Here is a 13,672-nt window from a genome sequence, read left to right on the forward strand (position 1 = left end):
CGCCGCCATAACTGGGCCAGCGCGGGCATTGCGGCTGTTTCCGTTTAGCCTGTGGCCCTAATGGGCACGGTTCCTGGCATGGAAGAGGCTGAAGTAACCACCCAGGATTCGACTGTTGAGGAGTGGACACGCGCGCTGGCGGAGTCCACGGGTTCGCCGGGCGGGGGCGCGGGGACCGGCCTGATGCTGGCGCTGGCGGCATCGCTGACGTCGATGGTCGCCGGCTACAGCGGCAATGGGGAGGACGACGGCGGGGAGCCGGCCGGGATACGGGCGCGGGCCCGGGCGCTGCGCCGGGAAGCCCTGAAGCTGGCTGATGACGACGCGTCCGCCTCCAAAGCCTTCGGCGCCGCCTTCCGGCTGGAACCGGGCCCGGAACGGGACGAGGCAATCCGCCGCGCGTCGCTGGAAGCCGCAGCATCCTCTGCTGTCCTTGGCGAGCGGGCCATCCAGGCAATCGACGACCTCGCCTGGCTGGCCACCAACGGCAACCGGGCACTGGTCGCAGATGTCGTGGTCGCGTTCGGCGCCCTCCGTGCGGCAGTGGCCGGCGCCCGCACCAATGTCAGTTTCGACCTCGGATCCCTCCGCTCCGCCGGGGCCACCCTGGAACAGGTCCGCCAGCAGCAGCCGGACCTGTGGGCCGCCGTCGAGAAACTCAGTGAAGCCATGGACCGTATTGACACCCTGACCGCGGACATTGACCACCGGGCCGCCCCGACCGACGCGGCCTGAGCAGGGCAAACATGTGACCGCCTGGTGTTCATGGCGTTCCCCAGGTGGTTGGACTCTGCTGCACGGCTGTGCTTATGGTGGGCAGCATTGTTTGCAGGTAACTCTGGGGGGAGGCGTACTAGGTGAAGTCAAGACTGGCTGCCTGGACGTTCCTGCGACCCCTCTTGCTCGCGGTGGCGGCAGCCGCATCGTGGATCGTTTTGTCCGCCGCGGGTGCATCCGCTGATACCTCCGCTCCCGGCGACCCGCTTCCCGGAGCCGCCCGGTCCGCGCTGGCATCGGCTGCCGCCACCCTCACTCACCGCGCCGGGGACGTCCTGGAACCAGTGGAATCCGGACCGGCAAGCGCCCCGGCGACCCCGTCACCTTATGCATTGCCACCCCTCCGCCCGGCCGTGGAGGAGGTCTCCACCGTGGCCGATGACGTGGTGCAGGCTGTTCCGATGGTCAGCACCGTGGTACCGGCAGGAGCCGTGGCAGCAGTGGTGGATCCGGCCGTTGGCACTGTGGACGGCGTGGCCGGCGAAACGGTAGGAGCCGTTGTTCCCGTGGCCGGCGCGGTCCTTGAGCCGCTTGCGCCGGTCCTTGAGCCGGTCATCGGCGCTGTTCCTTTGGCGGCACCCACTGCACCCCCGCCCACGGCCATGGCACCCCTTCCTTCGGGTGTCGACATTCCGCAGGCGGGTGATGCCGCGCCTGCCCGGCCGGCCGAACTGGAAGTTGGGGCAGGCGGCACAGCGCCGGCTTCCGCCCGGCCCCTCCTCGAGATCCCGCTGTCCCATGGGAAGTTTCACAGCAACGGCCTGCCGTGCGACCCGCGGATGGAGCCGTCCGCCGGGAAGCCGCTGCTGACGGGGACGGATCCGCACAGGCCGCCGTCCCGCGGGCCGGCTGATCCGCTGCCGGGCGTCCCCGGCGCCACCGGCGGAAGCAGCCTGTCCGGCAATGGCACCGCCATGCCCGCCTGGCTGGACGCCCATAACCTGCAGATCCCGGCGGCCGGCTCAGCCGCCGTCCAGGGCGGTCTGCCCACTGCCCCGGACGGTGTGTCCTTCTACCCCGGCTCCTTTCCTGACTAGTTGAGGCCCCTCCGCGCCCCAACGCGGAATGAGCCAGTCCCGGGCTAAGCAGTAGGCCCGATCCAACCTTCAGGAGAACTTCCAAATGATGCACCGCACTATCCGTGGATGCCTGCTCAGCGCCGTGATCGCAGGCGGCCTTCTGGCCTCCAACGGCGTAGCCGCCCATGCCGCCGGCACCACGCCGGCAACGCCGGCCACGATTCCCGCCACCCACACCGCCGCCCCCTTCCTGGGCGGCACGGTTTCTTCCGTGCCCCAGCCCTCCGGCCGCAGTGCCCACACCGCCCACACGGCCGCAGCCGCCGGGGGCGCCGCGCCGGCAGGGGCCACCGCCTCCGGGTCCACGCCCCCGGCCGACACCGGCATCAACACCGGGCTGCTGGTGGTGGGTGTGCTCTTTCTGGTCTTCGGAGGCCTGCTGGCGCTGATCCTGGGCCGGAAGCGCGGCTGAGCTGAACCCACCTTTGACCTCCACTTGGCTCCGGTACGGGGCCGGCTTGGATGAGTCCGCACAGAAGGCGGCCCGGCGTGCGCCGGGCCGCCTTCCGCTGTCGTGGTGAACCCTTTCTATCAATTGGCGTTCGAACCGAAGGGTTGACACCCCCCCGACTTATGTCTAATGCTTAAACGAAAGTTTGTGCAGTGGCGCACACTCGATCGGAGCATTCAATGAACGACCCGAAATTTCATCCCCAGCGAGGGCCCGTTTCCCGCAGGAGCCTCCTTTTGGCCGGACTGGGAACGGCCATGTCGGCCCCTTTCCTCGCATCCTGTGCAGGTTTTGATACCAGCGGCGCAGCAGCCGGCCAGGGAACCGTGGGCTTCCTCTCCACCCAGTTCACGCCCGTGGAGGAAAAGCAGCGGTACGAGGCAGTCCTCAAGAAATTCGCGAAAGTCCCCACCGCCTACAACTCCGTGGACCCCGGCGTCTTCGCCTCCACGGTCACCTCCCAGGCGAGCGCCGGCAACGTGAAGACCTCGCTCCTGGGCGGACTTCACGGTGAGCTCGCTCCGCTGGCCGACTCCCTGGAGGATGTCGATGGCCTCCTCAGGGACCTGTCAGGGCGCGGCTTCACGAAGGAGATGCTCGAGCTGACCAAGGTGGGCGGTTCCACCTCGCGGTATGTCCCCTGGATGCAGGCAACCTACGTGGTGGCGGTGAACAAGAAGGCCCTGGAGTGGCTGCCCCCGGGGGTGGACGTCAACGACCTTACCTACGAGGGCTACCTCGCATGGGCCAAGGCGGCTAAACAGGGAGCTGGCCGGCCCGTCTTCGGGATGCCCGCCGGACCCAAAGGCCTGCACCACCGCTTCTACCAGGGTTTCCTGCTGCCCAGCTTCACCGGCGGGCAGATCACCACGTTCCGGAACCAGGATGCCGCAGCCGGCTGGGACTACATGCAGGAGCTGTGGTCCGCGATGGCACCGGCATCCACCAACTATGACTACATGCAGGAACCCTTGGCGCGAGGCGAGGTCCTGGTCGCCTGGGACCACGTGGCCCGCCTGGTCCATGCCCCTGCTGACAAGCCCGACGACTGGCTCATGGTCCCCGCACCACGAGGGCCCAAGGGCCGCGGCTACATGCTGATCATCGCCGGGATGGCCCTGCCAAAAAATGGCAAGGACCGCGACCTCGCCGAAAAGGCCATCCGCGCCCTGACCGAACCCGCGTCCCAGATCGAGACCCTGCGCAGCAACGCCTTCTTCCCGGTGGTCCAAACGGAGCTTCCCTCCGACTTGACCGGCGCTATTGCGCTCGAAGCTGCCGCAGTCCGCCGCCAGCAGCGGTCTGCCGGCGCCCTCCTGGCCCTTCCCCCGGTGGGCCTCGGCGCCAAAGAGGGCGAAGTGTCGCAGATTTTCAAGAACTGTTTCCAGCAGATCTGCCTGGAAACCCGGCCCATCCAGCAGGTCCTCGATACGCAGGCGACGCAGTTGAACACCATCCTGAAGGGCTTGAATGTTCCCTGCTGGGCGCCCGATCCGGTTTCCACGAAGTGCGAGGTAGCGTAATGGCCGTAGAGGCACCCCCCACCCCCGCGGCAACTGTTGCGCCGCCACGCCGGCGCAGGATACCGCCGGCCGTCCTGCTGATAGCCCCCTCGGTGATATTCATGGCGCTGCTGCTGGGATGGCCCGTCATCCAGGGCGTCCTGCAGGCCTTCAGGAATGACCAGGGTTTCACCTTTGAGTTCGTCAACCGCATGGTGCAGGACCCATACTTCTGGCCGGCGGTACGCAACACGCTGTTGCTGATCGTGGTGATGATCCCGCTGCAGTTCGCCCTTGCCATCGCCATGGCCCTGATGCTGCGGAGCAACCCCCGGCTTCACAAAGTCCACTTCTTTGTCTGGGCCATACCGCTGGCGCTCAGCGACCTGGCGGCCGGCCTGGTCTGGCTCGCAATCTTCAACGACCGCGGGTACCTGAACTCGGTCCTTTCCTGGTTCGGACTGCAGGGCACCTCCTGGCTGGCGTACGACAACCAGACCAGCATGTTCATCTGCGTCCTGATCGCCGAACTTTGGCGCGCAACCTCCCTGGTGCTCATCATCGTGGTGGCGGGGCTCCAGGGCATCCCCAAGGACTACGACGAGGCCGCGCAGGTCTTCGGCGCCACGTTCTGGCAGCGCCTCCGGCACGTCACATTGCCGCTGCTGAAGCCGAGCCTCCAGGTGGCACTGATCCTGCGGACCATCCTTGCGTTCCAGACCTTTGCGGTGGCGCAGGCGCTCACGGGCCAGAACTTTCCCCTGGTGGTGGGTGAAACCTACCGCTGGTACACCGGGCTGCAGAACCCCAACGTCGCTGCGGCGCTGGCACTCGTCATCCTCGTCGTGTCCATGCTGACATCGATCTTCTACCTGCGGGCCCTCCGCGACAAGAACCAGGGAGGGCTCCGATGAGCACCACTGTGGACACCACCCCCATCGCCCGGAGAAAGCGGAACCGGGTCCTGCTGCAGACCGCATGCATCGCCGTCTCGCTTTTCATGCTGATTCCCATCTACCTGATCTCGCTTGCGGCGCTTTCCACCCGGGAATCGTTCAACGAGTTTCCGTTGTCGCTCCTTCCCACGAACGTTTCCGTGGACACGCTCAACGCTTTCCTCGGCTCCACGGGAATCTTCGGAGCCCTGGGCAACTCGCTGATTGTTGGCGCCGGCACACTCCTGCTGTCGGCACTGATCGGAGTCCCTGCAGGGTACGCCCTGGCCAGGTTCACTTTCCCCGGCAAGGACCCCTACCAGCTGTTCCTGCTGTTCACCCGCGCCCTGCCCATCGTGGTGCTGTCCGTCCCCCTGGCCCGGCTCTTCCTCACCGTGGACATCTACGACACGACCTACGCCGTCATCCTGCTCCACACGGCCTTGGCGCTGCCCACCACCATCCTGATCTCGGCCAGCGTGTTCCTCAGCGTCCCCGTTGATGTTGAGGAAGCTGCCCGCCTGTTTGGTTGCTCACCGCTGGGGGCGTTCGGCAGGGTGGTGCTGCCCATGGCACTGCCGGGCCTCGCCGCGGCGTCGATCTTCACGTTCGTCATGTCCTGGAATGAAGTGCTGGGCGCGTCAATCCTCACCCTCGACCACCGCACCCTGCCCGCGCAGGTCCTCAGCTCGCTGTCAGACTCACCGCTGGCCTACAGGTTCGCCGGGGGCTTTGCCCTGGTCATCCCGTCCATCATCTTCATCGCCCTGATGCGCCGGTACCTCACCAACATGTGGGGCTCAACCATCCGCTAGGCCCCTCCCCCGCTCACCACCATTTTTTTGAAGGAGCCGATCGTGGCTGACATCCAAATCTCCAACCTCGTCAAGACCTATCCGGGCGGATCCGAACGCGCGACGGATGACGTGTCCCTGTCCATCCCCGACGGTGAATTCACCGTCCTCCTTGGCCCTTCCGGCTGCGGAAAGACCACCCTGCTCCGGATGATCGCCGGACTTGAACTGCCGGACTCCGGCTCCATCTCCATCGGCGGCCGCGACGTCACCTACCTGCCGCCCAACAAACGCAACCTGTCCATGGTGTTCCAGTCCTACGCCGTGTTCCCGCACCGGAAGGTCCGGTACAACATCGGATTTGGGCTGCGGATGGCGAAGGTTCCTGCCGACGAGATCGAACGCAAGGTCCAGTGGGCAGCAGATCTCCTCCAACTGGGCCCCTACCTGGACCGCCTGCCGGCCAACCTCTCGGGTGGCCAGCGGCAGCGGGTCGCCGTGGCGCGTGCAATCGTCATGGACGCCGACGTCCTGCTGATGGATGAACCGCTGTCCAACCTCGACGCCCTGCTGCGCCTGACCTTCCGGTCCGAGCTCAAGAAGATCGTCCAGGACCTCGGGACCACCACGGTCTACGTCACGCACGACCAAAGCGAGGCACTTTCCCTCGGAGACCAGGTCGCGGTGATGCGGAAGGGCCGGATCGCGCAGCTGGGTGACCCGCTGGACGTCTACGACGCACCCGCCGACCGGTTCGTGGGCGGCTTCATCGGTTCCCCGCCGATGAACTTCCTGGACGCAGCAGTCAGCCACGACGGCGGCACGCTGGTCCTGGGCGAACAGCGGCTCATGGCCCCGTCCATCCTGCGTTCCTTCGCGGGCAAGGACGTCCTCCTTGGGGTCCGCGCCGAAAACGTGACGGTTAGCAGCACCCGGTCTTCCGGCGATGTGGCCGCTACGGTCCTGGTGGTGGAGCCGATGGGATCCACCATCCTGCTCACCGTTGAGGTCGACGGACACACCCTCAAGGTGCAGGCAACCCCCACCTTCAAGACGGCACCCCACCAGACCATCTGGCTGGGCTTCGCCCCGAACACCATGCGCGTCTATGACCGCGAAACGTCAATGGCACTGGAGGCCTCATGAACCCGACCCGTTCCCTGTCCATGGAAGAACTGCGCTCAGCCGCCACTGAAGTGTTGAAGGTAAATGACCTGGGCACCATGACCAGTGCCGCCCCCAACCTGTACCCCCATATGTGGAGCTGGGACGCGGCGTTCGTTGCCATCGGCCTGGCCCGGACCAGCGTTCCCCGTGCCGTGACGGAGCTGCGCAGCCTCCTCAAAGCGCAGTGGTCCACGGGGATGATTCCGCACATCGTCTTCAGTGACAACCACACCGGCTACTTCCCGGGCTTCGACCGGTGGGGAACGGCGGGCGCCGCGGCGCTGCCGGAAGGCATCAAAAGCAGCGGCATCTGCCAACCGCCGGTCCACGCCATCGCCCTGCGCCACATCGTGGACCGCGGACGGGAAAACGGCGGCGCGGACCAGGAGGTGGCCGAGGCGTTCCTGGCCGAATCTTTTGACGGCTGGCTGGCGTGGCACCGGTGGCTGGCCACCGTCCGGGACCCCGACGGCGTGGGACTTGTTGAAATCCACCACGGCTGGGAGTCGGGCTTCGACAACTCCCCCCGCTGGGACGGCCCCTACTCGCGGATCGTGCCGGGAACCGTGCCGCCCTTCACCCGCCGCGACGTCCTGCACGTCGCGGACGCCAGCGAACGGCCCGACGACGCCGAATACACCAAGTACCTGTGGCTGGTCCAGCAAATGGCGGAGGTCAGGTTCGACGATGCCGCCGTGCAGGACGCCGTGGATTTCCGTGTCCGCGACGTCTTCTTCTCCGCCATCATGGCGGCCTCCAGCGACGTACTCGCAGGACTTGCTGCGGAAATCGGGCGGGACCAGGACGCCGAAGAACTCAGAAGCATGGCCACCCGCTTCCGGGAGGGCGTTGCCTCAACCGTGGACCCGGCCACAGGGCTGGCGCGCGATTACGATGTGCTGGCCCGGGAGTGGATCGGCACCGAAACTGTCTCGGGCTTCGCTCCCCTCGTCGCCGGCGGCGACCCCGCCCTTCTCGCAGCCCAGCGGGAGCTTCTGCTCGGACCGCGGTGGATGGGGTTCCCGGGCCTTCGGTTCGCCCTGCCGCCCTCCACCTCTCCGGCCAGTGAGGCCTTCCGGCCGCGGACCTACTGGCGCGGACCGGTGTGGCCCTTCCTCAACCTGCTGCTTGGCTGGGCCTGTGCCCGCGACGGCGAAACCGCCCTGGTCGACGCGCTCAGGTCGGCGTCCCTTGAACAGCTTTCCGACCTGCAGTTCGGCGAGTACTACGAGCCTTTCACCGGCGAGCCCCTGGGAAGCCTCGCACAGGCCTGGACCGCGGCTGCGGCGCTTGAGTGGGTGGGGCCGGCCCAGGAGAACCGTCCGGGGAAGTAGGCTGGGAAACCGGGAAAGGGGGCCGGAGTGACGGTTGAAAGAGTGCCTGCGGGACTGGTTGGGGCGACGTCGCACGGACACCTGCTGGAGCTGATCCGCGCCGCGGATGGGCTGTCGCGGCAGCAGCTCCTTTCCACCACCGGGATGTCGCGTGCCACCCTGTATGAACGGCTGGATACCCTGACGCGGCGGGGCTACATTTACGAAGCCGAACCGCTGGGGTCCACCGGGGGCCGCCCGTCGCGGAAGATCCGGTTCGAAGACCGGGGCAGGGTGGTCCTGGCCATCACCTTGGGCCAGACCCACGGAACGGTAAGCATCGCCGACACCACCGGCCGGCAGCTGCGCTCCTTCACGAAGACCCTCGATGTCAGCGCTCCCGCCGAGTCCGTGCTGGGTCCGTTGATCCGGGAAGGGCAGGAGCTGCTGGCCCAGGGAAAGAACGAGACCCTGCTCGGCATCGGTGTCAGCCTTCCGGCCCCCGTGGAGGCTGACACCGGGCACGTCCGGCACCCCACCACCCTCCCCGGCTGGGCAGACGACTCCGTGGTGCAAGCGGTCACCGCATCCTGGGACCTGCCCCTCGTCGTCGAAAATGATGCCAGGGCGGCCGGCCTGGGTGAGCGCAGGAGCGATGCCGAAACCGTGGTCTACGTGAAAGTGGGCACCGGCATTGGCTGCGGCATTGTGGTGGAAGGCTCCATCCTGCGGGGCGCCCACGGCGCGGCGGGGGACATCGGGCACATCCGCATGACCCCGGACGGCCCGCTCTGCCGGTGCGGCCGCCGCGGCTGCCTCGCCGCCTACAGTTCCGGCAGGGCACTCAGCGAAAAGCTCAGCGGCCGGGGCTTCAGGAATATGGCTGACATCCGCGCCGCCGCCGGGGCCGGCGACCCGGCCGTGCTCGGCGCCGTTGAGTCGGCAGCGGAGGTGCTGGGCAGCGCCCTGGCCGCCACCGTCACAACGCTCAACCCGGACCGGCTGGTCCTGGGCGGCGACCTGGGTTCCCTGGACTTTTTCGCAGCGCAGGTGGGAGAGCGCGTTCTCGCCGATGTGGTGGACCGCATCGGCGAGGGCCTGGTGGTGGAAACAGGGCATCCGGAGGACCAGGCTGCCTGTTCGGGGCTCGCTACCCTGGTCATGCGGAAGATCTTTGCTCCGGGCGCCGTAGACCAGGTCTTCTCCGAAGAGGCGGTCCGCGTGGCATCCGGCAGCACCAGGCGGTAGCGGCAGGGCGACGACGAGCGAAAGAAGGCCGGACATGGCACGCATCTTCATCACCGGATCCACCGACGGACTTGGCCTCGCGGCGGCGGACACGCTGTTGCGGGACGGCCACGAGGTGATCGTGCACGCGCGGTCCCTGAGGCGGATCCCCGCAGTCCAGCACCTGCTGGACCGCGGGGCGCAGAGTGTTGTCGGGGACCTGGCCATCCTGGCGGACGTCCGGAAGATCGCTGAGGACGCCAACGGAATCGGCGGCATCGACGCCGTCATCCACAATGCCGGCGTCCTGAGCGGCGCGGCGCTGGTTCCGGTGAACGTGGTGGCCCCGTACGTGCTCACCGCCCTCATTCCCGGCCCCCGTCGGCTCATCTACCTGAGCAGCGGCATGCACCGGGGCGGCGACACCGGCCTGGACGGCCTGGACTGGTTAGAACGCACGACGACGGCCTCCTACTCCACCACCAAGCTGCACGTCACTGCGCTGTCGGCAGCCGTGGCCAGGCTGGTGCCGGGCGTCGCCAGCAACGCGGTGGATCCCGGCTGGGTGCCCACCCGGATGGGCGGGCGGTCTGCCCCGGACAGCCTGGAACTGGGCCACCGCACCCAGGAATGGCTGGCCACCAGTGATGATCCGGCCGCCCTGGCCAGCGGCGGCTACTGGTACCACCAGCGCCTGCAGGCCCCGCACCCGGCTGCCACTGATCCGCGGTTCCAGGACGCGCTGCTGGCCCGGCTCGCGGAGCACACCGGCCTCACCCTGCCGGAATCGATTGCTCCGTAAACGCCGTTTTGGGGCGCGAAAACGACAAGTACGGAGCAATCGACGGGGGTTTTATGCCGGTGGGGAGCAATCGATGGGGGGTGAAGGCGGGTCTAGGCGGTACTGAGGCGGCGTTCGACGTCGGCCGCTTCCGGATACGCCGCCTGCGTCCCCTTGCGGGTGGTGGCCAACGCCGCGGCAACGGAGGCGAATGCGGCGGCTTCCGCGAGCGCATCGCCCGCCGCCAGCCGGACCGCAACGGCACCGGTGAAAGCGTCCCCGGCCCCGGTGGTGTCCACGGCGCCCACCGTGGTGGGCTGGACACGGGTCACCCGGGCGCCGGGTGCAGCGAGCGAGTCCAGCACCACGGACCCCTGCGAACCCAGTGTCACCAGCACCTGCTGGATCCCGTGGCCTGCGAACCGTTCGCGCACCGCGTCCCAGTCCGAGCCAACAGCGACGGCCCCTGGAATGTCAGAAGCCAGGAACAGCGCGGCCTCGTGCGCGTTGACCAGCAGGACGTCTGCCAACCCGGCCAAAGCAGCCGGGATCTCCGCATACGGCGACAGGTTCAGCAACACTGTTGCGCCGGCGTCGTGCCCTGCCTGCGCGGCGGCCAGCACCGTCTCCATGCTGACTTCCAGGCAGAGGCTCACCACGGCGGCGCCCTCCAGGACGTCCGCGGCTCCGGCCACGTCCGCCGGGGACAGGGTGCCGTTGGCGCCGGCCGAGATGATGATGTTGTTCTCGCCTCGGGCGTCCACGGCGATTACGGCGACGCCGGTGGGCTCGCTGGAGGTGCGCACGTGGCTGACGTCCACGCCTGCGCCAGCCACCGAGGCCTCAAGCATGTTGCCGTTGGCGTCCTCCCCCACGGCGCCGACCAGGCTGACGTGCCCGCCCAGCCGGGCCGCGGCCACGGCCTGGTTGGCGCTCTTGCCACCGGGATTCACGGCGAAACCGTTGCCCTGGACCGTCTCACCGGGCTGCGGAAGCCGCTCGCAGTAGATGGTGAGGTCGGCGTTCAGGGAGCCGACGACGACGATCCGGCCTGAAGCGGCAGCGGCAGCACTCATGCGGCCACCTCGGCCTCAACCGGCTTGGGGATCAGCAGCGACGCCGCGAACGCTGCCACGGTCAGCGCCAGGCCGACCACCACGACGGTCAGGTACGACGCCGTCGCGTCGCCGAGTGCGGACGTCGCCACCAGGACGGCAGGCAGGATGAGGAAGCTCAGGCCCGCGCCCAGGTTGAAGGCGCCGGCGTTCATGCCGGGGAGGAAGCCGGGGTTGCCGGCGGGCGAGAGGACGACGCCGAGTCCGTTGAGCATGATGTTGACCGTACCGGCGTACATGATGCCCAGCAAGACCGTGCCGGCAATCATCATGGGCAGGCTGTGCAGGCCCAGGAACGCGATGACGGCGAGCGCGGCGATGCTGCCCAGCAGCCCGATCCGCAGCACCTTGGTGTACCCGAGGACAGGGGCGAGGCGTCCGCTGAGCGGGCCCACCAGCCAGCCCAGCAGGGCGTAGGGGGTGAGGATGATCAACGACATTTCGGTGGGGCCCACCCCGAAGCCCGGGCTGGCGGCCTGGACGTAGGCGGGCACGATGCCGTTGATGACGGCGAAGATGCCGGTCATGGTCAGGGTGGTGGTGAGCAGCGGGGCCCAGGTGGCGCGCTGGCGCAGGTGCACCGTTTCCACCATGGGCTGGGCGGCGCGCTGTTCGGTGCGCCAGAACGCGAAGAACGCGACGGCGGATACCAGGACCAGCGCCAGGCTCAGCAGCATCGTGCCGGAGGAGAAGCCAGCCACCAGCTTGGAGCCTTCGTTCAGGGCGGTCAGCAGTGCGCCGACGGCCACCACGATGAAGAACACGCCGCGCCAGTCCATCCGGGTGCCGGCGCCGGGCTTGCTCTCGGTGGCGAGGAACATGATGAGGGCGGTGGCCGCGAGGGCCAGGACCACCATCAGCCAGAAGATGCTGCGGAAGCCGAAGTGCTCGGCGAAGTAACCGCCCACGAAGGAGTCCACGCCGGCCACCCCGCCGTTGACTGCGGTGATGAGGCCCATGAGGGTGCCGTACTTGCGGGGGTTACTGACGGCGGAGCGCAGCATGATCAGGCAGAGCGGGACGGTGGGGCCGCTGACGCCCTGGATGATGCGGCCCACGAACAGCCAGGTGATGTCCGGGGCCAGTGCGGCGATGACGGAGCCCACGGCCATGAGCAGCATCATGCCGACCAGTACCTTCTTGCGGCCGATGATGTCGCTCAGGCGCGGCAGGAACAGGGAGAACAGGGCGGCGGCAGTGAAGAACCAGGTCTGGGAAAGCCCGATCAGGGCCTGGTCCGCCTTGAGTTCCTGGCCCATGGTCACCAGGGCGGGGCTGAGCATGGAGGCGTTGAGCTGGAACGCCACGCAGGCGGCCAGCAGGGCGGTCATGAGGGCGGCGATGTTGCCGCGGCCGGTCTTGGTTTCAGTCATGGTTGCGGTGGCCATCTACTTGACACCTCCGGAGGTGAGCTGGGCACTTTCCGGGCGTACGGTGCCGGGCTCGCCGATGCGGACCAGCGCGTCGGTGACGAGGTCCCAGAACCGTGCGTGGTCCAGGTCCACGGCCACGCTGGTATGGCAGTCGGCGGGGGCCGGGGCGCGGAAGTCCGCCACGGTCATGCCCAGGGTCAGCGTGCCCTGGAGTTCAATGTTCACGGGGACCTTGCGGGTGCTGACGATGCTGGGGTCGATCACGTACGCGACGGCGCAGGGATCGTGGACCGGCGGGTAGTCGAAGCCCTGGGCGTCCTTGTAGGTGTGGGCGAAGAAGTCCATCAGCTCGGTGACGAACTTCGCAGGCCCGGTGCCGATGGCGGCGATCTTCTCCACGACGTCCGGAGTGGCCAGCGCCTGGTGGGTGAGGTCCAGGCCCACCATCACCACGGGCCACTTTTCGTTGAAGACGATGTGCGCGGCCTCGGGATCGATGATGATGTTGAACTCGGCCACCGCGCTCCAGTTGCCCACGTGGTAGCCGCCGCCCATGAGGACCACTTCCTTGACGCGTTCCACGATGCGCGGTTCCTTGCGGGCGGCCAGGGCGATGTTGGTCAGGCCGGCGGTGGGGACCAGGGTGACGCTGCCGGGCTCGTGCGCCATGACGGTGTCGATGATGAGGTCGACGGCGTGGCGCGGGTCGAGCTCGATGGTGGACTCAGGGAGCGCGGGCCCGTCCATGCCGGACTCGCCGTGGATGTCCGGTGCGGTTTCGATGCTGCGGACCAGCGGGCGGGGGCAGCCGGCGGCGAAGGGGACGCCGGTAATGCCGGCGATGGTGCCGACGGCCAGGGCGTTGCGGGTGACTTTTTCGAGGGTCTGGTTGCCCACGACGGTGGTGACGGCCAGCAGTTCGATGTTGGGGTTGCCGTGTGCCAGCAGCAGGGCCACGGCGTCATCGTGGCCGGGGTCGCAGTCCAGGATGATCTTCCGGGGTTCTGTTGAACCCGTCCGGTGCTGGCTCGCTTGGGGATTAGGTTCCACGATGGTGCTCCACGTCATTGGGGCCTGCCTTGCGGGCAGGGGTCTTGAGTATTCCGCGAGTGATCATGGCAGGGTTTTGTGGTCTACGTCAAGCGCTTAACGTGATGG

At 67.7% G+C, this 13,672-nt stretch carries 13 protein-coding genes; 10 read left to right on the plus strand and 3 right to left on the minus strand.

What is annotated here, in order from left to right; all coding sequences use genetic code 11:
- Nucleotides 1-78: 78 nt before the first annotated feature.
- The 10 genes from AB0280_RS10805 (at nt 79) to AB0280_RS10850 (ending at nt 10,047) form a co-directional block, all read left to right on the plus strand.
- Nucleotides 79-735, plus strand: a complete 657-nt coding sequence (locus AB0280_RS10805) for a cyclodeaminase/cyclohydrolase family protein (protein ID WP_366367232.1) — start codon at nt 79-81, stop codon at nt 733-735.
- Nucleotides 736-857: 122 nt separating this feature from the next.
- A complete protein-coding gene (locus AB0280_RS10810) occupies nt 858-1,814 on the plus strand; it encodes a hypothetical protein (RefSeq protein WP_366367233.1) in 957 nt (318 codons plus the stop codon).
- A gap of 85 nt (nt 1,815-1,899) precedes the next feature.
- Nucleotides 1,900-2,268 carry a hypothetical protein gene (locus AB0280_RS10815; protein WP_366367234.1) on the plus strand — a complete coding sequence of 123 codons (369 nt, stop codon included), beginning with the start codon at nt 1,900-1,902 and terminating at the stop codon, nt 2,266-2,268.
- A 296-nt stretch (nt 2,269-2,564) separates the two neighbouring features.
- A complete protein-coding gene (locus AB0280_RS10820) occupies nt 2,565-3,830 on the plus strand; it encodes an ABC transporter substrate-binding protein (protein ID WP_224024125.1) in 1,266 nt (421 codons plus the stop codon).
- On the plus strand, nt 3,830-4,723 hold the full coding sequence (locus tag AB0280_RS10825) for a carbohydrate ABC transporter permease (RefSeq protein ID WP_159634699.1): 894 nt from the start codon (nt 3,830-3,832) through the stop codon (nt 4,721-4,723). The genes AB0280_RS10820 and AB0280_RS10825 overlap by 1 nt, the downstream gene beginning before the upstream one ends.
- Complete coding sequence (locus AB0280_RS10830) at nt 4,720-5,559, plus strand: carbohydrate ABC transporter permease (RefSeq protein ID WP_366367237.1); 840 nt, start codon at nt 4,720-4,722, stop codon at nt 5,557-5,559. The genes AB0280_RS10825 and AB0280_RS10830 overlap by 4 nt, the downstream gene beginning before the upstream one ends.
- A gap of 42 nt (nt 5,560-5,601) precedes the next feature.
- Nucleotides 5,602-6,684, plus strand: a complete 1,083-nt coding sequence (locus AB0280_RS10835) for an ABC transporter ATP-binding protein (RefSeq protein WP_307491198.1) — start codon at nt 5,602-5,604, stop codon at nt 6,682-6,684.
- Nucleotides 6,681-8,039: a glucosylglycerate hydrolase gene (ggh, locus tag AB0280_RS10840; protein ID WP_307491196.1), complete on the plus strand. Its 1,359-nt coding sequence runs from the start codon at nt 6,681-6,683 to the stop codon at nt 8,037-8,039. Before AB0280_RS10835 ends, ggh begins: the two co-directional genes overlap by 4 nt.
- A gap of 27 nt (nt 8,040-8,066) precedes the next feature.
- Complete coding sequence (locus AB0280_RS10845; RefSeq protein WP_275181391.1) at nt 8,067-9,266, plus strand: ROK family transcriptional regulator; 1,200 nt, start codon at nt 8,067-8,069, stop codon at nt 9,264-9,266.
- 34 nt (nt 9,267-9,300) lie between these two features.
- The gene (locus AB0280_RS10850; RefSeq protein WP_366367239.1) at nt 9,301-10,047 is read left to right on the plus strand and encodes an SDR family NAD(P)-dependent oxidoreductase; all 747 of its coding nucleotides are present in this window, start codon (nt 9,301-9,303) and stop codon (nt 10,045-10,047) included.
- A 92-nt stretch (nt 10,048-10,139) separates the two neighbouring features.
- Here the strand turns inward: AB0280_RS10850 and AB0280_RS10855 are convergent, their stop codons facing one another.
- From AB0280_RS10855 to AB0280_RS10865, 3 genes are read right to left on the minus strand one after another with little or no spacing between them, the layout of a single operon-like run.
- Nucleotides 10,140-11,102: a ribokinase gene (locus AB0280_RS10855; RefSeq protein WP_366367241.1), complete on the minus strand. Its 963-nt coding sequence runs from the start codon at nt 11,100-11,102 to the stop codon at nt 10,140-10,142.
- Nucleotides 11,099-12,529, minus strand: coding sequence for an MFS transporter (locus AB0280_RS10860; protein ID WP_366367243.1), 1,431 nt, complete (start codon nt 12,527-12,529; stop codon nt 11,099-11,101). The genes AB0280_RS10855 and AB0280_RS10860 overlap by 4 nt, the downstream gene beginning before the upstream one ends.
- Complete coding sequence (locus AB0280_RS10865) at nt 12,530-13,582, minus strand: nucleoside hydrolase (RefSeq protein ID WP_366367245.1); 1,053 nt, start codon at nt 13,580-13,582, stop codon at nt 12,530-12,532.
- Between the last annotated feature and the right edge of the window lie 90 nt (nt 13,583-13,672).

Source organism: Pseudarthrobacter sp. 902506025 (genome assembly GCF_040702325.1).
Taxonomy (GTDB): Bacteria; Actinomycetota; Actinomycetes; order Actinomycetales; family Micrococcaceae; genus Arthrobacter.